The following is a 17,283-nucleotide window of genomic DNA, read 5'->3' as shown; positions in this document are numbered from 1 at the left end:
CCCGACGCCGCTCCTCGTCGCCCGCCTGCTCCCGCCCTTCCGCCCCACCATGACCGACATCACCCTCCAAAACTTCGAAGCCGACCTCCTGCAGGCCTCCATGCAGCAGCCGGTGCTGCTGGACATCTGGGCGCCGTGGTGCGGCCCCTGCCGCACGCTGGGCCCGATGCTGGAGAAGCTCGAGGTCGCCTACGCCGGCCGCTGGAAACTGACCAAGCTCAACAGCGACGACCAGCCCGAGATCGCCACGCAGCTGAGCCAGGCCTTCGGCGTGCGCTCGATCCCGTTCTGCGTGATGTTCGTCGGCGGGCAGCCGGTGGACGGTTTCGTCGGCGCGATCCCGGAGGCGCAGATCCGCGAGTTCCTGGACCGCCACGTGCCGACCGGCGAGGCGCTCGAGGCCGAGGAGGACCTGGCCGAGGCCCAGGCGCTGCTCGAGGAGGGCGACGCCGACGGCGCGCTGCAGAAGCTGCAGGCGGCGGTGCAGGCCGATCCGAACAACGAGGGAGCGCGTTTCGACCTGATCCGCGCGCTGCTCGAGGACGACCAGTTGGAACACGCCAAGGCGGCCTTCGCGCCGGTGGCGCACCAGGCGGCGGACACGATCACACCGCATGCGCGGTTCCAGGCGCTGGCCGCGTGGATCGCCGCTGCGGACCGTGCCGAGCAGGGCCTGGACCCGGCCGCGCTGCAGGCGGCGATCGCCGCCGACAAGCGCGACTTCGATGCGCGCTACGCGCTGGCGCAGGGTCTCTTCGCGGGCCGCGACTTCACCGGTGCGATGGAAGAGCTCCTCGAGATCATCATGCGTGACAAGACCTGGAACGACCAGCTCGCGCGCAAGACCTACGTCGCGATCCTCGAGATCATGACCAAGCCGGCGCAGCCCGCGCACGGCCACGGCGCCGGCGCGCCGCAGGCCGGCGGCCTGCAGCTGTCCGGCCACAGCACCGTGGCCCCGGCCGACCCGCTGGTCGACCAGTACCGCCGCAAGCTGAGCATGGCGCTGTTCTGATCAGAACATCACCTGCGCCACCCCGGCGCGGGTGAGCCGGTCCAGCTCCTGCGGATCCGCCTCGTTGTCGGTGACCAGCACGTCGATGTCGGCGCAATCGCAGACCTGCATCCGGCTGCCCTGCCCCAGCTTGCTGGCATCGGCGAGCAGCACCCTGAGCCGCGCCCGCGCCAGCATGGCCTGCGCGACAGCCACTTCCGCCCACAGGTAGCTAGACGCGCCCTGCCGCGCGTCGAGCGCGGTCGGCGAGATCAGCGCGATGTCCACGCGATGCCGCGAAATCTCCGCGACGGTGAACTCGCCGAAGGTGCCCGAGGTCTCCGGCACATACCCGCCGCCGAGCATCAGCAGCTCGTGCCCCTGGCGCCCGGCCATCGCGTCGCACACCGCGACCGAGTTCGTGATCACCCGCAACTCCTGCGCCTGGGCCAGCGCCTGGGCCAGCGCATGCGTCGTCGAGCCGGCATCGATGAACAGGCTCATCCCCGGCTTGACCAGGGTGAGCGCCTGCCGTGCGATCGCCTGCTTCTGGCGGCGGCGCGACTGCGCCCGCTCCGCATAACTGGCCTCCGCCGGCACCTCCGACTGCACCGCGCCGCCGTGCACGCGGGCCAGCTTGCCGCCCTGCTCCAGCTCGATCAGGTCGCGCCGCACCGTCTCGCGCGACACGCCGAGCTCGCGCGCCGCCTCGTCGGTCGTGAGGCGGTGCCGCTCCCGCAGCAGCAAGAGGATTTTGTCGTGTCGTTCCTGGGACCACATGGATCGCTTGTTCTCCCTGCATGGACCTCGCATTCACCCAAACCCGCGCAGCGTCTTCATGACAGTTTGAGGATTTATTTGTGATGTTGTGGATATCCAGCACCTGATGCGAATCCGGCTGTGGTTTTTCGTGTTTGTCGTTGTCTTGTCGTGGACGGTTGTGACAGTGCGGTCCGTTCGTTGGTCAAACCGACTTTCTTCCGACGTCTCCTCCGACACCTCAACGCACCGAGTCCCCACCATGAAGCACCCGATGCCCACCGCCCTGGTCCTGGCCCTCAGCCTGGCCTACGTCTTCCCCGCCGCTGCGCAGTCCACCGACGCGGCCAAGTCCGCCGACGCCAGCGCCGCCGCCTCGTCGTCCTCCTCGTCCTCCTCGTCGGAGCGCTCCGAGCTCGAGCGCGTCACCGTCTCCGTCGGCCGCGGCCAGCTGCGCTCCGTGCAGAGCCTGAGCCAGACCGAGTTCGACAACGCCCTGGCCGGCAGCAGCCCGCTGGCGACCGTCGCCCGCCTGCCCGGCGTGAACTTCCAGTCCGCCGACGGCCTGGGCAACTACGAGTGGTCGACCCGCTTCACCGTGCGCGGCTTCTCGCAGAACCAGCTCGGCTTCACGCTCGACGACGTGCCGCTGGGCGACATGTCCTACGGCAACTTCAACGGCCTGCACATCAGCCGCGCGATCTCGAGCGAGAACGTCGGGCGCGCCTCGCTGTCGCAGGGCGCTGGCGCGCTGGAAGCGGCCTCGTCCAGCAACCTGGGCGGCACGCTGCAGTTCTACTCGAGCGATCCGCTGGACAAGTTCGGTTTCCGCGCCTCGCAGACCATCGGCAGCGAATCCACGACCCGCACCTTCGTGCGCGTGGACAGCGGCCGCTCGGTGCTGGGCGAGTTCTACATCAGCTACACCGACCAGGACGCCGACAAGTGGCGCGGCGAGGGCAAGCAGAAGCAGGAACAGTGGAACCTGAAGTGGGTGAAGAACGTCGGCGACAGCCGCCTGTCGGCCTTCCTCAACACCTCGCGCCGCAAGGAAGTGGACTACCAGGACCTGTCGCTGGACCTGATCAGGCGCAAGGGCGACAAGCTCGACAACTTCTATCCTGATTGGAACGCCGCGGTGAACGCCGCCAACACGCTGTGCGGAGGCAACGGCACTCCCGGCGTGGCCGCCTGCGATGACCAGTACTACGCCGGCGCCGGGCTGCGCAACGACGAACTGGCCGGCCTGACGGCCGACGTCCGTCTGGCCACGAACGCGACCTGGAAGACCACCGCCTATTACCACCACAACAAGGGCGCGGGCCTGTGGTTCACGCCGTACAACCCCACGCCCGCCCTCAAGGACAGCCAGGGCGTCGACGTGCCCGGGACGGCGTCGCCGATCTCGATGCGCACGACCGAATACGGCATCCATCGCTGGGGCGTGGTCTCCAACGCCGAAGTCGAACTGGGCGATCACCTCGTCAAGGCCGGCGTCTGGTTCGAGGACAACGACTTCGACCAGGCCCGCCGCTTCTACGCCGCCCGCACGGGCGCGGTGCCGAGCGTCTACGAGTTCCCGAGCAACCCGCTGTCGACGCAGTGGCAATACGGCTTCAACACCAAGACGTCGCAGTTCTCGGTGTCGGACACCTGGTCGGTCAGCAAGGACCTGACCGTCGGCGCCGGCTTCAAGGCATTGAAGGTCAAGATCAACGGCAACCGCGAAGTCGGCACCGACATGCCCTCGGGCACGATCACCGCGGAGAAGGGCTTCCTGCCGCAGCTGGGCCTCAACTACCGGCTCTCGGCCAGCAACGAGCTCTACGGCACCATCGCCCGCAACATGCGCGCCTACCAGGGCGCCGCCACCGGCACATCGCCGTTCGCGACCAACGCCGTCGGCTTCGACGCCATCAAGGGCTCGCTCAAGCCGGAGACCTCCGACACCGTCGAGGCCGGCTGGCGCACCAGCGGCCGCGGCTACGAAGGCTCGGTCAGCGCCTACCTGGTGAACTTCAAGGACCGCCTGCTCAGCATCCAGCAGGGCAGCGGCATCCAGGGCAATCCGGTGGTGCTCTCCAATGTCGGCGACGTGCGCGCCACGGGCGTGGAAGCGGCCCTGTCCTTCCGCCTCGCCTCGGCGATCACCTGGTACAACAGCGTGAGCCTGTCCAAGTCCACCTACCGCGACGACGTCGTCAGCGACGGCAAGGCGATCCCGACCCGCGGCAAGCGCGTGGCCGACGCGCCGGACACGATGATCAAGTCGCAGTTGGGCTACGACGACGGCGCGCTGTTCGGCAACATCGGCGTGGACTACATGTCCAAGCGCTACTACTCGTACACCAATGACGCCTCGGTGCCGGACCGCACGCTGGTGAACGCGAGCGTCGGCTACAAGCTGAAGAACGTGTCGATGCTGCGCGAACTGAGCCTGCAGGGCAGCGTGACCAACCTGTTCGACAAGCACTACATCTCGACGATCGGCTCGAACGGCTTCACCAACAATGATCCGACCGGCGCCTACGCCACGCTGCTGCCGGGCGCGCCCCGCCAGTTCTTCGTGACGCTGACCGGGAAGTTCTGAGCCTCATGACGCGCGCCTCCCGTCTGACGCGCCGCCAGCTGCTGCTGGCGGGATCGCTGGCCACGCCGCTGGCGGCCCCGCTCGCGGGCTGCGCGACGGCAACGCCTGCGCAAGAGCCTGCTGAGACGCCGGTGTCCGGGGCGAAGGACGCGGAGGCGCCCCGGCGCTTCCGCGTCGCCTTCGGCTCCTGCGCGAAGCAGTCCAAGCCTCAGCCGATCTGGCGCGCGATCGGGGCGGCGAAGCCGGACCTGTTCGTCTTCCTCGGCGACAACCTGTACGCCGACGCCCGCGACGAGGCCACGCTGCGCCAGCGCTATGCCGAGTTCCTGGCGGTCGAGCCGCTGCAGGCGTTCCGGCGCTCGACGCGTCACGTCGCGATCTGGGACGACCACGACTTCGGCGACGACGACGAAGGCGCGGACTACCCGCTCAAGCAGCTCTCGCAGCAGCTGTTCTGCGACGCGTGGAACGAGCCGGCGGACTCCCCGCGCCGGCGCGCGGACGGCATCTACCAGAGCTATGTCTTCGAGGCGCTCGGCAAGCGCATCCAGGTGATCCTGCCGGACCTGCGCTTCAACCGCACGATGCTGACGGCGGATCCGTCGCTGAAGTCGAGCTACGCGGCGATGGTGCTGCGCGCCAAGCTCAGCGGACAGCCGATGACCGGCTGGTACGTGCCCGACGCGCGCCCCGAGGCGACGCTGCTCGGCGAGGCGCAGTGGACCTGGCTCGAAGCGCAGCTGCGCGTGCCGGCGGACGTGCGGCTGATCGGCTCCAGCGTGCAGTTCGCGGCGGACGGCAGCGGCTGGGAAGGCTGGGCCAACTTCCCGCGGGAACGTGCGCGGCTGGTCGAGCTGATCCGCACGACGCGCGCGGAAGGCGTCGTCTTCCTCAGCGGCGACATGCATTACGCGGAGATGTCCAGCATCGACGTCGACGGCGCTTATCCGCTGTGGGACGCGACCTCCAGCGGCCTGACCGAGGTCTGGGACATCCCGACGCCCAACCGCAACCGGCGCTCGGCGGTGATGGCGGAATTGAACTTCGGCCTGCTCGATGTCGAGCCTGTCACCGAAGGGGAGGATGATCTCCGCCTGCGCTTCGCACTGTGCGACGTGAATGGAAAGGCCAAGGTGACGAAGGAGCTGACGCTGTCGGGCCTGCGCTTCCCGGCCAAGGAGAAGACCGCATGACCCTGTCCCGACGAAGCCTGCTGCGGACCCTGCCCGCTTCGCTGCCTGCCTTGGTGCCCGCCACCCTGCCCGCCTCGTTCGGGCTTTTTGCGTTTGAAGCGCTCGCCCAAGGGGGCCAGCCGGCCTCGGCCGCGCTGGACGCGCTGATGACCGCCGCGCGCAAGGAAGGCCGCGTGAACAGCCTGGGCATGCCCGACGACTGGGCCAACTGGCGCGCGACCTGGGCCGACCTGCAGCGCCTGTACGGCCTGGCGCATGTCGACACCGACATGAGCAGCGCCGAGGAGATCGCCAAGATCGAGGCCGAGAAGTCCAACGCGAGCGCGGACCTCGGCGACGTCGGGTTCGAGTTCGGCGCGATCGCCAAGGCGCGCGGCATCACGCAGCCCTACAGGCCGACGACCTGGGCGCAGGTGCCGGACTGGGCCAAGGATCCCGAGGGCCACTGGGCGCTCGCCTATACCGGCACGATCGCCTTCGCGGTCAACCGCAAGCGGCTCAAGGACGTGCCGCGGAGCTGGCAGGCGCTGTTCGCGTCCAAGGCGCGCGTGATGATCGGCGAGGTCGGCCGCGCGGCGCAGTCCAACGCGGCGGTGCTGGCGGCGGCGGTGGCGCTGGGCGGCGACGAGACCAAGCTCCAGCCGGCGCTGACCGCGTTCGCGCAGATCGCCAAGGACAAGCGGCTGATCGGCACCAACGCGACGCCCGCGCTGATGGAGCGCGCCGAGGCCGACGTGTTCCTGCTGTGGGACTTCAACGCGCTGTCCTACCGCGCTAAGCTGCCCAACGCGGCGGACTACGAGGTCCTGATCCCCTCCGACGGCTCGATCACCAGCGGCTACACGACCATCCTCAACCGCTGGTCGCAGCGTCCGAACGCGGCGATGCTGGCGCGGGAGTACATCTTCAGCGACGCCGGCCAGATGAACCTCGCGCGGGGTCATGCGCGGCCGATCCGCATCGCGCAGCTGCCGCTGCCGGCGGACCTGAAGGCGCTGCTCGTGCCCGAGGCGCAGTACGCGAAGGCGCGTGCGCTGAAGCCGGCCGTGTGGACCGAAGAGGTCAAGAAGCTGCCGCGCGCGTGGCAGCGCGAGGTGCTGGGGGCCGCGCGATGAACCCGGGCACCGGTCCTCTGCCCCCGCCGTTTCCCGGCGCCCCGACGAGCGCCGCGACGCCTCCTGCCGCGGCGACGGCCCCATCGATCGCCACGGCCCCGCCGGCCTCTCTGCCGGCCCCGTCGTCATCGATCGATGCCGCCGCCGAAGCCGCGGCCGCGATCGCGCAGGCGGCGGATCCCGCGCGCAAGCTCGTCGTGCTGCTGGCCGACGGCCTGCGCGCCGACACCGCGCGCGACTACATGGGCTATCTGCAGGCGCTCAACGAGGCGGGCCGCGCGCAATGGCGCTCGCTGCGCTGCGAGCTGCCGAGCCTGTCGCGCCCGCTCTACGCGACGGTGATCAACGGCGAGCCGCCGCTGGCGCACGGCATCCTCGGCAATGGGCAGGCCGGTCAGCCGCTCTCGCACCACCTGTTCCAGCAGCTGGACGCGCAGGGCGTCCCGGCCGCGATCGCCGCGTATCACTGGTTCTACGAGCTGCTGGCCGGCGAGGTCTTCGATCCGCTGCGCCATCGCGACGCGGTGCCGGCGGGCTGCGGGATCCAGGCGGCGCGCTGGTACTGGGAGGACGACTACCCCGACAGCCACCTGCTCGCCGATGCCGAAGCGCTGCGCCGTGCGCACCTGCCCGTGCCCGGACCGTCGCTGCTGTTCATCCATCCGATGGGACCGGACCTGGCGGGCCATGTGCACGGCGGTGAATCGAGCCAGTACGCGATGAGCGCGCGCAAGCTCGACATGCTGCTCGCGCAGCTGCTGCCGCGCTGGCATGCGGACGGCTTCGACCTGCTGCTGACCAGCGACCACGGCATGAACGCCGACCGCATGCACGGCGGGCCGTTGCCGGTCGAGCGCGAAGTCCCGCTGGTCTGGGTGCCGCACGACGGCGCGGTGGGCCTGGACCTGCCGGAGCGGCAGACCGGCATCGCGGCGTGGATCCTGGCACGGCTGGGCATCAAGGACGCCACGGGAGGCGCGCCGGCATGAGCCTGAACGCGCGGACTGCCACGCGCCTCGCCGGGCCGCTGCTCCTGCTGACGGCCGCGGCCTTGCTGCTCCCGTTCGGCTGGCGCGCCATCGCCATCCTCTCGGACTGCGTCGGCCAGGGCAACGGCTGCGCGATCGCCGAATTGACCGCGGACAGCTATTACCTCGAAGCGGCCTGGAACACGCTCTGGCTGGGCGCGATCTCGGCGCTGATCGGCCTGGGAATCGGACTCGGCGCGGCGATCGCGCTGCTGCGCGTACCGAAGCTGACGTCCTCCGTGACGCTGCTGGCGAGTCTCGGTGCCAACTTCTCCGGCGTGCCACTGGCGGTCGCGCTGCTGCTGCTCTTCGGCGCGCAGGGCGTGGTGACGGCAGCGATGCAGGCCGCCGGGCTCGCGCCGTGGATCGACCTGCAGGGACTGGACGGACTGCTGCTCGCCTACGTCTGCTTCCAGGCGCCGCTGGCGACGCTCCTGCTCATCGCGCCGGTGAAGATGCTGGACGGCTCGCTGCAGGACGCGGCGGCCACGCTCGGCGCGGGACCGGTGCTGTACTGGCGGCGCGTCGGCCTGCCGCTGATGCTGCCGAGCCTGGTGGAAGTCTTCGGCCTGCTCTTCGCCAACGCGGCGGCGGCCTTCGCGACGCCCTTCGCGCTGAGCGGCACGGCCGCCCACGTGCTGGCGGTACGCATCGCCTCGCTGGTCAGCGGCGACATCTTTGCGCAGCCCGAGCTGTCGGCGCTGCTGGCGCTGGTGCTGTTCGTGATGCTCGCGGTGGTGATCGGCCTGACGCGCTGGCTGGCCACGCGACTTCGGAGGGGCCACGCATGAGCGCCGCATCGACCGCCACCACGAACCGTCCCGTGATCTCCGCGCTGGCGCTGACGACCTTGCTGGTCGTGGTGCTCGTGCCGATGGCGGCCTTGCTGGTGTATGGCCTCACCGGCCGCTGGGATCGCCACTGGTGGCCGGAGGATCCGACGCTGCGCTGGCTCATCGAGGCCATCGTCGATCCGCGCGTGCAAGGCGCCGTGGTGCGCACGACGCTGCTCGCCCTGGCGAGCGCGGCCTTGGCGCTCCTCAGCGGCGCACTCGCGACGATTCCCGCGGCGCTCGCGGTGCAGCTCGACGACGGCCCGGCCGCGCGGCGACTGCAACGCACGCTGGACCTCGTCGCCCTGCTGCCGTTCGCGATCGCGCCGGTGGTGATCGCGATCAGCGCGCTGGAGCTCTTCGTCGGCCGCTGGGGCCGCTGGTTGCCGCTGCCGCTCGTCTACGTCGCGGTGGTCGCGCCGACACTGTTCCCGCTGATCCACAAGACGCTGCAGTCGGCGCTCGCGCAGTTGCAGGCGGCCTCGCTGATCGAGGCCGGCCGCACGCTCGGCGCGAGCGACGGGCACACGGTGCGCCGCGTGCTGCTGCCGATGCTGGCCCCGGCGCTGCTCGCCGCGTTCCTGCTCGCGTGGGTGACGGCGGCGATGGAATTCGCCATCGCCAACCTGCTGCTCGGCGGACAGCTGGAACTGCTGCAGCCGCTGATGAACAGCCTGCGCAACGCCAACGGCCACCAGGCGGCGGCGCTGATGGTGCTGGCCTTCGCCGGCGTCGGCGCGATCGTCGCGGCGGTCGCCGCCCTCACCCGGCGCTGGGCGACCGGCACGCAGGGCCGATGAGCGCGCATCGACCATGAGCACTCGCGCCCGTCTCACCTCAACGATCTCCGTGCGATGACCTCGACCGCCTCTACGACTTCTCACGCTCCCGATCACGACGCCGATCTGCCGGCGCAACTGGCGGTGCGCGGTGCCGAGCTGGCGCTGGGCGGCCGGCCGGTGCTGCGCGGCATCGACCTGACGCTCGCGCGCGGCGAGGTCGTCGCACTGCTGGGGGCCTCGGGCTGCGGCAAGACGACGCTGCTGCGCTCGATCGCGGGCCTGCAGCGGCTGGATCGGGGATCCATCGCGATGGCGGGTCAGCAGGTCGAGTCGCTGCCGCCGCAGCAGCGCGACATCGGCATGGTGTTCCAGCACTACGCGCTGTTCCCCAATCTGTCGGTGCGCGAGAACATCCGCTTCGGCCCGCTTGCGCGTGGCGAGGAGCCGTCGCTCGCCGATGCGCGGGCCGACGAGTTGCTGGATCTCATCGAGCTTCGCGCGCTCGCGGAGCGTCTGCCGCAGGCGCTGTCGGGTGGTCAGCGACAGCGCGTGGCGCTCGCGCGGGCATTGGCCACGCGGCCGATGCTGCTGCTGATGGACGAGCCGTTCTCCGCGCTCGACGAGCACTTCCGGCTGCCGCTGCGACGGCAGTTCCGGCAGTTGCAGCGCGAGCTCGGCCAGAGCTGCGTGATCGTCACGCACGACCGCGAGGAAGCCTTCGAGATCGCCGACCGGGTGGCGGTCATGTTCGACGGCGTCATCGCGCAATGCGCGTCGCCGCGGGAGCTGCGACGGGCGCCGGCGAACCGCCGGGTGGCGGACTTCCTGGGCCTCTTCAACCGGCTGGAGGCGAAGACGCTGGAAGGCGCGTGGCATCGGGAGACCGGGCACTGGATCGCGCCGGTGGAGGCCCTGGTGCTGGACGAGGGCCGCAGCGCGGAGGCTGGCTGCGGGGGCTCCGCTTCACCGCGAGGCTGCGGGCGAGTTACCCGGGGCAGCAGCGCGTGGCCTGCGAGCTGGAAGGGCCGGGAGGCCAGACCTTGACGCTGTGGCGTCGGCACGAGGACGAGGAACTCGCACCCGGCAGCGCGGTGCAGGTGGCGATCGCGGAGCCGGCGTTGCGGTGGATTGAAGACTGACGATCAGTCCACTCGAACCACACACGATCCCTCGGGATTCAGTCCGCGGGGGCGTATTCCGCCGGCAACGCCTCCCGATACGGATAGAACTTGAAGAACGGCCTCGCCTCGTCGAGCGTGCGCACGACCGAAGGGCGCTGCATCAACCGCGCGTAGTACGACGCGAGCCGCTGCTGCGACGCCCCGAACGGCACCAGCGTCGCCGCATAGAACAGCGACGGCGCCGCTGCGCAGTCCGCCATGCTGAAGTGCCCGCCCGCGGCCCACTCGCGATCGGCGAGCCGCTCGTCGAGCATCCCATAGGCCATCGTCAGCGTGTCGCGCGCCTTGTCCACCGCGATCGGATCGCGATCCGCCTCGGCGCGCAGCCGGTCCCCGACGATCGCCTGCATCGGCAGCATCACGTAGAGATCAAGCAGCCGGTCCATCAACCTCACCTCCAGCGCCGCGTCCTCGTCCGTCGGCACCAACTGCTGATCGGGCCGCCCGTACCGCTTCGCGAGGTACTCGATGATCACGCTGGTCTCCGGCACCACACGGTCTCCATCGACCAGCAGCGGCATCTTCCCCGTCGGCCAGAGGGCGAGGAACGCCTCCCGCTGCACCGGATCGCCGAGGTTGAGGAACTGGCGCTCGACCTCGATGTCCAGCTCGTTCAACGCGATCAGCGCCTTGTGGCAGAACGAGGAGAGCGGATGGAAGTGCAGGCTCAGCGCCATGTCATTCACCTTGAACAGGTTGCCGGAGATGACAGGTTAACTCGCGCCGAACGCTGGGGCCGCTAGATCAACCGCTGCTCGAAGCCCCAGGCGATCGCCGCTCTCATCCCGGATCAACCTCCTGGCGCCTTGAACACCGGCTTCCACGCCTGGTCCTTGTTCTCCGCGTACCAGGTCCGCGTGTCGTATTGGCTGAATATCTGCGTCCACTCGCCGTCGCGTCGGAACGCGGCGCCGTAGGGACTGCCCATCAGCATCACGCCGTCGCGCACGGCGAGGTGATGTCCGTAGATCTGATTGGGAACCTCATCGGCCTTCCTCAGCGTGTCGCCGTCGAGAACGAACAGGCCGACATGCGTCGCGGCCCACAGCCGATCCTCGTACCAGACGAGATCCTGGATCGGCAGCGCGATCGTGCCGCGCGTGCGCAGCCGCTCCCATCGATCCCCCTGTCCGCGGAAGATCGTGTGCCCGGCGGCGATGTAGACATTCCCGTCCCCGCCGCAGCACACTGCGCTCAAGCCCCAATCGCTGGGAAAACGGCAGCGACGCCAGACGGTGCCGTTGAAGTGCCAGACATCTCCAGGCGCGCCGACCGCATACAGGTCATCGGCGGCGAAGCGATCGAAGTCCTCGAAGCTCATCGCGCGATCGCCGGGATCCGGGATCGGATCGCCGAGGAACTGCCAGTCCCCCGGCCCCCTGCGCACCAGCATCTGCCGCGACGTGGTGCACGCGATCAGTTCGGCGCCGAAGCTGCGCACCCGCGAGAGGCCACCCGTCAGGACGCCGCCCTCGGACTTGAACGGCAGGCGCGGCTGGAACGGACTGCCCCCGTCGCTCTGCATCCAGACCTTCGAGTCCGAATCCACGATCGCGACCTTACCCTCCGGCGCGAAGGCCATCGCGCAATGGCTGGTGCCCAACCCGGCGACGTGGGCCACGCCGACCGGCCGCTCCGGCTCGTCGAGCCGCAGTCCGATCAGCCGCTTCGCCATCCTGCCCTCGGGCGGACCGCCGCGCCCGCGACGGTGGACCTCCATCTGGTCGACGTCCTCGCGCATCAGCAGGTACAGGACGCCGCGATCCTTGATCTCGCAGTCGATCACTTCGTAGCCGCCGAGGCGTGGGTTCAACTGGTCGGGGTGGAAGCTCATCGGAGGACAGGTCGACAGGTTCGGACCCTGCGTTTATCCCGTCACCGCACCTCCCGGGCAAGTGACCGAAGGCATCGGTCCGGTCCTCCCACATTCTGTTGCCATCACCCACCGCCCGCGCGACGGTCTCCCCCTCTCACGGGAACGGTCTTTGCCCGCTGCCCGGTTCCCGTCCGTGCAACATCGCAAGAACGACGAACAAGGAGGAACGATGGATGCAGCCTCTCTGAAACTCGGCCTCGTCGGCAACTGCGCCGTCAGCGCACTGATCGACGACCGCGCCCGCGTCGTCTGGTGCTGCGCCCCGCGCTTCGACGGCGATCCCGTCTTCCACGCCCTCATCGACTCCCCGGAGGGCATCGGTCCTGACGGCACGTTCCAGGTGGAACTGGAAGATTTTTCCCGCAGCGAGCAGTCTTACGACCACGGCACCGCCGTGCTGCGCACCCGCCTCTACGACACGCACGGCAACGCGATCGAGGTCACCGACTTCATGCCGCGCTTCTTCCTCAACGACCGGCCCTACCGGCCCATGATGCTGGTGCGCCGCATGCGCCCGATCCAGGGCCATCCCCGCATCCGCGTGATCCTGCGGCCCGTCATCCAGTGGGGCTCCGCCCAGCCGGCCCGCACCCGGGGCAGCAACCACCTGCGCTTCGTCAGCCCGGACGGCACCATCCGGCTGACCACCAACGCGCCGCTGACCTACGTCCAGGAAGAGACGCCCTTCGCGCTCGACATGCCGATGAGCTTCATCTTCGGCCCCGACGAGACGCTGGACCGCGCCGTCGAGGACACCGCGCGGCTGCTCGAGGAGAAGACCATCAGCTACTGGCGCGACTGGACGCGCCGGCTCGCCATCCCGCTCGAATGGCAGGAGGCGGTGATCCGCGCCGCCATCACGCTGAAGATGTGCCTGTTCGAGGAGACCGGCGCCATCGTCGCCGCGATGACCACCAGCGTGCCCGAGGCGCCGCACACGCAGCGAAACTGGGACTACCGCTACTGCTGGCTGCGCGACGCCTTCTTCGTGGTGCGCGCGCTCAACAGCCTGTCCGAGACCGGCACCATGGAGGACTACCTGCGCTGGATGCGCAACATCATCGGCCAGTCCAAGGACGGCCACGTGCAGCCGCTCTACGGCATCGGTCTGGAAGCCAAGCTGACCGAGTACATGGTCCCGCACCTGCGCGGCTACCGCGGCATGGGCCCGGTGCGCGCGGGCAACCAGGCCTACGAGCATTTCCAGCACGACGTCTACGGCAACATCGTGCTGGGCTCGGCGCAGTCCTTCTTCGACCACCGCCTGCACCAGCGCGCCGGCATCGACGAGTTCGCGCTGCTGGAACGCGCCGGCGAGCAGGCCTTCGCCATCCACGACAAGCCCGACGCCGGCATGTGGGAGCTGCGCACGCGGGCGCGCGTGCACACCTCGTCGGTGCTGATGAACTGGGCCGCCTGCGACCGCCTGGCCAGGATCGCGCGCGAGCTCAAGCTGCCGCAGCGCGCCGCGCTGTGGCAGGAACGCGCCACGCTGATCAAGCAGAAGATCCTGGACAACGCCTGGAGCGAACAGCGCCAGGCCTTCGTCGAGAGCTTCGGCGGCAAGGATCTCGACGCCAGCGTGCTGCTGATGACCGAGGTCGGCTTCATCGATCCGAAGGACCCGCGCTTCGTGAAGACCGTCGACGCGCTGGAGGCGTCGCTCTGCGACGGCCCCTACATGCGCCGCTACGAAGCGCCCGACGACTTCGGCAAGCCCGAGACCTCGTTCAACATCTGCGCGTTCTGGCGCATCGACGCGCTCGCGCGCATCGGCCGCGTCGAGCAGGCGCGGGAGCTGTTCGAGTCGCTGCTCGCCTCGCGCAACCACGTGGGCCTGCTGTCCGAGGACACCCACCCGGTCACCGGCGAGCTGTGGGGCAACTTCCCGCAGACCTACTCGATGGTGGGCATCATCAACTGCGCGATGCGACTATCGAAGCCGTGGGACTCGGAGATCTGAGCGGGCGCCGCGCCCACGGCCCCCGCTCGCTTAAGCCTGGACCATGCCACCGTCGACGAACAGCTCGATGCCGGTGACGAAGGACGAGGCGTCGGAGGCCAGGTAGACCGCCGCCTTCGCGATGTCCTCCGGCTGGCCGATGCGGCCGATCGGCAGCTGCGAGGTCAGGTAGTCCAGCAGGCCCTGCTGGTTGGCCGGGTCAGGGCCGGCCAGTTCCACCAGGCCCGGCGTGTGGATCGGGCCGGGGGACAGCGTGTTGATGCGGATCGCGCGGCCCTTCAGGTCGAGGATCCAGCTGCGCGCCAGATTGCGCACCGCCGCCTTCGTCGCGCTGTAGATGCTGAAGTTGGCCGTGCCCATCGAGCTCGTCGTCGATCCGGCGAGGATCACCGACGCACCGGCCGCCGCCTTGTCCAGCAGCGGCAGCGCCTTCTGCACGGTGAAGATCACACCCTTGACGTTGCGCTCGAAGGTCTCGTCGACGTGCTGCTCGGTCAGCTCGCCGAGCGGCGCCATCGTGCCGCCGCCGGCATTGGCGTAGAGCACGTCCAGGCGGCCATGGCGCTCGCCGACCTCGGCGTACAGCCGGTCGAGATCGGCCAGCTTCGTCGAATCCGCCTGCACACCGATCGCGTTCGGGCCGATCGCGGCGACGGCCGCGTCGAGTTCCGGCTTGCGCCGGCCGGTGATGTAGACGACGGCGCCTTCCGACGCGAAGGCCTTCGCGGCCGCCAGGCCGATGCCGGTGGTGCCGCCGGTGACGACCGCGACCTTGCCTTCAAGTTGCTTGCTCATGATTCGCTCCATTCAGGATGTGGTGAAGAGGTGAGCGAAGCTTAAGAATTCGCCACGATCGAATAAAGCCGTCGATCCCGACTTCTTTTTTCCATTCATGAATAATCGCCCTGTGGTCGCGAGGGCGGCGTCGTCCTGATGCGGCGATGCCTGGCGACGTTGGGGAGAGATCGATGGATCAATTGCTGGCCCTGCGCGTCTTCGTGCGCATCGCCGAGTCGGGTGCGTTCTCGAAGGCCGCGGACGCGATGAACATTCCGCGGCCGACCGTGACGAAACTGGTGCAGGACCTGGAGCGCCACCTCGGCACGCGGCTGCTGCAACGCACGACGCGTCGCGTCAGCGTGACGCCCGAAGGCGCGGCGTACTACGAGCGCGCGCGGCGCCTGATCGAGGACCTCGCGGAGATGGACGAGCTCGCCGCGCAGACGCGCGCGCAGGCGCGAGGCCGGCTGCGCGTGGACATCGGCTCGGTGCTCGCGAACATGATCCTGATCCCCGCCCTGCCCGACTTCCGCGCGCGGCACCCCGAGCTGCACGTGGACCTCGGCGTCAGCGACCGTCCCGTCGACCTCATCGGCGAAGGCGTCGACTGCGTGATCCGCGGCGGCGAGCTCGCGGACAACACGCTGGTGGCGCGCCGCATCGCCGACCTCGACTGGGTCACCTGCGCGAGCCCGGTCTACCTGAAGGCGCGCGGCGTCCCGAGGCATCCGTCGGAGCTGATCGCCCGCACCCATGGGCCGGAGGACCGTTCCCGCGTGCCGGGACATGCGATCGCGGGCTACTTCTCGTCGTTGACGGGCCGGGCGTTTCCGCTGGAGTTCCACCGCGGCGAGGAGCACCTGCAGATCGCCGGCGAGGCCGTGATGGCCGTCAACGAAAGCACCGCGCACCTCAGCGCGCTGCTCTCCGGCGCGGGACTGGGCCAGACCTTCCGCTTCGCGGTCACGCCGCACCTGAAGACCGGCGCGCTGCGCACGGTGCTCGACGACTGGACCCGGCCGCGTCACCCGCTGCACGTGGTCTACCCGGCGTCGCGGCACCTGAGCGCGAAGCTGCGGCTCTTCGTCGATTGGGTCGCGGAGGTGTTCGCGCCGTTCGACGATCGGCGTTGAATCGCAGGGCCGTCGAGACGCCCCGATGTTCAGCGCATCGGCGCGCGGCCCGTCGGCCCGGCCGGTGCCGGTGCCGGTGCCATCGCTGCGCTTGCTGGTGCGGGCTTCGCGCGCACCACCCACAGCACCGACGCGATCGACAGCCCGACGATGACCAGGTTGCTCATTGCGAAGAGCACCGGCGCGAGTGTCGTGAAGACCGGATCGTCACCGCGTTCGGCGAAGCGCATCGTGCCGGTGGAGATCGCGGTCGCGCCGAAGGTGAACGCCCAATAGGACAGCGTGAACGGCTGCCTGATCCAAGGCATCAGCCGCAGCACCATCAGCGCCTGCACGATCGCGTAGCCCAGCAGCATGCGGGCGACGATGTCCGGCGGACCGGTGGTGACCGCCGCGTAGGCCAGCAGCGACACCGCCGGCGGCGCCATCTGGATGCCCACCGTCGGCCGCAACGCCAGGGGCATCGGCTCGACGGTCAGCAGGCGGCCCAGGATGATGGACTCCTGGACGATCCAGGCCAGCACGCCGGCCCCGAAGAACAGCTGGCCCCACGTCGGCCAGCCGAGCGCCGACATCGCGATCGCGGACACCAGGTTGGCGCCGACCGTCGGCAGGTAGAGCACCGTGGTGGTGGTCTTCTCGTCGCGACCGCCGCGCCATTGGCCGCCGTGGCGCCACAGACCGAAGAGCAGCGACGCCGCCGCGCCGGCGAGGATGATCACCGTCCCCGCGCCGTGCGCGTGCGGCAGCACGCCGATGCCGGCGAGCATCGTCGCCACCGGCACCAGGGCGATGAAGCAGCACAGGATGGGGTGCGCGGCCTCGGCCTTGGCGGCCTCGCGCACCGCGATCCACTTGACCGCGAACCGGAGGAGCAGCACCGCCCAGACAGTCACGGCGACCGCCATGACGGCCTCGCCGATCCACGCGGGAAAGCCCCACAGGCGCGCCGCGACGCGCCAGCCGTTGCCCAGGCCGGTCAGGCCCAGCACCATGCTGAAGTAGGAGGCGGGGACCGCCCATCGGGATGCGTTCATCGGGGTGCTCCTGCGCACG

At 69.6% G+C, this 17,283-nt stretch carries 15 protein-coding genes; 10 read left to right on the top strand and 5 right to left on the bottom strand.

All coding sequences use genetic code 11. From position 1 onward, the window contains the following. Window positions 1-49: 49 nt before the first annotated feature. A complete protein-coding gene (locus ACQ859_RS05415; protein ID WP_431264897.1) occupies window positions 50-1,015 on the top strand; it encodes a tetratricopeptide repeat protein in 966 nt (321 codons plus the stop codon). Here ACQ859_RS05415 and ACQ859_RS05410 read toward each other — a convergent pair whose 3' ends face one another. Then, window positions 1,016-1,774 (bottom strand): DeoR/GlpR family DNA-binding transcription regulator, encoded by a 759-nt coding sequence (locus ACQ859_RS05410; protein WP_431264896.1) that lies wholly within the window; start codon window positions 1,772-1,774, stop codon window positions 1,016-1,018. Between the two features lie 241 nt (window positions 1,775-2,015). Here ACQ859_RS05410 and ACQ859_RS05405 point away from each other — a divergent pair, with 241 nt between their 5' ends. From ACQ859_RS05405 to ACQ859_RS05375, 7 genes are read left to right on the top strand one after another with little or no spacing between them, the layout of a single operon-like run. After that, a complete protein-coding gene (locus tag ACQ859_RS05405; RefSeq protein WP_431264895.1) occupies window positions 2,016-4,343 on the top strand; it encodes a TonB-dependent receptor in 2,328 nt (775 codons plus the stop codon). Window positions 4,344-4,348: 5 nt separating this feature from the next. Further along, entirely contained in the window at window positions 4,349-5,536 is a 1,188-nt protein-coding gene (locus ACQ859_RS05400; protein WP_431264894.1) for an alkaline phosphatase D family protein, read from the top strand. Then, window positions 5,533-6,651 (top strand): ABC transporter substrate-binding protein, encoded by a 1,119-nt coding sequence (locus ACQ859_RS05395; RefSeq protein WP_431264893.1) that lies wholly within the window; start codon window positions 5,533-5,535, stop codon window positions 6,649-6,651. The genes ACQ859_RS05400 and ACQ859_RS05395 overlap by 4 nt, the downstream gene beginning before the upstream one ends. Beyond that, window positions 6,648-7,640 (top strand): alkaline phosphatase family protein, encoded by a 993-nt coding sequence (locus tag ACQ859_RS05390; RefSeq protein WP_431264892.1) that lies wholly within the window; start codon window positions 6,648-6,650, stop codon window positions 7,638-7,640. Before ACQ859_RS05395 ends, ACQ859_RS05390 begins: the two co-directional genes overlap by 4 nt. Continuing rightward, complete coding sequence (locus tag ACQ859_RS05385) at window positions 7,637-8,470, top strand: hypothetical protein (RefSeq protein WP_431264891.1); 834 nt, start codon at window positions 7,637-7,639, stop codon at window positions 8,468-8,470. The genes ACQ859_RS05390 and ACQ859_RS05385 overlap by 4 nt, the downstream gene beginning before the upstream one ends. Further along, window positions 8,467-9,312: an ABC transporter permease subunit gene (locus tag ACQ859_RS05380; protein ID WP_431264890.1), complete on the top strand. Its 846-nt coding sequence runs from the start codon at window positions 8,467-8,469 to the stop codon at window positions 9,310-9,312. The genes ACQ859_RS05385 and ACQ859_RS05380 overlap by 4 nt, the downstream gene beginning before the upstream one ends. A gap of 54 nt (window positions 9,313-9,366) precedes the next feature. After that, window positions 9,367-10,338 (top strand): ABC transporter ATP-binding protein, encoded by a 972-nt coding sequence (locus ACQ859_RS05375; protein ID WP_431264889.1) that lies wholly within the window; start codon window positions 9,367-9,369, stop codon window positions 10,336-10,338. Window positions 10,339-10,471: 133 nt separating this feature from the next. Here ACQ859_RS05375 and ACQ859_RS05370 read toward each other — a convergent pair whose 3' ends face one another. Continuing rightward, window positions 10,472-11,152, bottom strand: coding sequence for a glutathione S-transferase family protein (locus tag ACQ859_RS05370; RefSeq protein ID WP_431264888.1), 681 nt, complete (start codon window positions 11,150-11,152; stop codon window positions 10,472-10,474). Between the two features lie 113 nt (window positions 11,153-11,265). Continuing rightward, entirely contained in the window at window positions 11,266-12,309 is a 1,044-nt protein-coding gene (locus ACQ859_RS05365) for a hypothetical protein (protein ID WP_431264887.1), read from the bottom strand. Window positions 12,310-12,520: 211 nt separating this feature from the next. On the opposite strand from ACQ859_RS05365, the gene ACQ859_RS05360 reads away from it, so the two are divergent. Then, complete coding sequence (locus ACQ859_RS05360; protein ID WP_431264886.1) at window positions 12,521-14,314, top strand: glycoside hydrolase family 15 protein; 1,794 nt, start codon at window positions 12,521-12,523, stop codon at window positions 14,312-14,314. Between the two features lie 30 nt (window positions 14,315-14,344). Here ACQ859_RS05360 and ACQ859_RS05355 read toward each other — a convergent pair whose 3' ends face one another. Then, the gene (locus ACQ859_RS05355) at window positions 14,345-15,109 is read right to left on the bottom strand and encodes an SDR family NAD(P)-dependent oxidoreductase (RefSeq protein WP_431264885.1); all 765 of its coding nucleotides are present in this window, start codon (window positions 15,107-15,109) and stop codon (window positions 14,345-14,347) included. A gap of 173 nt (window positions 15,110-15,282) precedes the next feature. Here ACQ859_RS05355 and ACQ859_RS05350 point away from each other — a divergent pair, with 173 nt between their 5' ends. Beyond that, entirely contained in the window at window positions 15,283-16,227 is a 945-nt protein-coding gene (locus tag ACQ859_RS05350; protein ID WP_431264884.1) for a LysR substrate-binding domain-containing protein, read from the top strand. Between the two features lie 29 nt (window positions 16,228-16,256). Here the strand turns inward: ACQ859_RS05350 and tehA are convergent, their stop codons facing one another. Next, window positions 16,257-17,264, bottom strand: coding sequence for a dicarboxylate transporter/tellurite-resistance protein TehA (gene tehA, locus ACQ859_RS05345; RefSeq protein WP_431264883.1), 1,008 nt, complete (start codon window positions 17,262-17,264; stop codon window positions 16,257-16,259). Window positions 17,265-17,283: the final 19 nt, after the last annotated feature.

It is taken from the genome of Roseateles chitinivorans (assembly GCF_050632235.1).
Taxonomy (GTDB): domain Bacteria; phylum Pseudomonadota; class Gammaproteobacteria; order Burkholderiales; family Burkholderiaceae_C; genus Roseateles; species Roseateles chitinivorans_A.
Note: the sequence above shows the minus strand (reverse complement) of the source record. Positions and strands in the feature narration are given on the sequence as shown.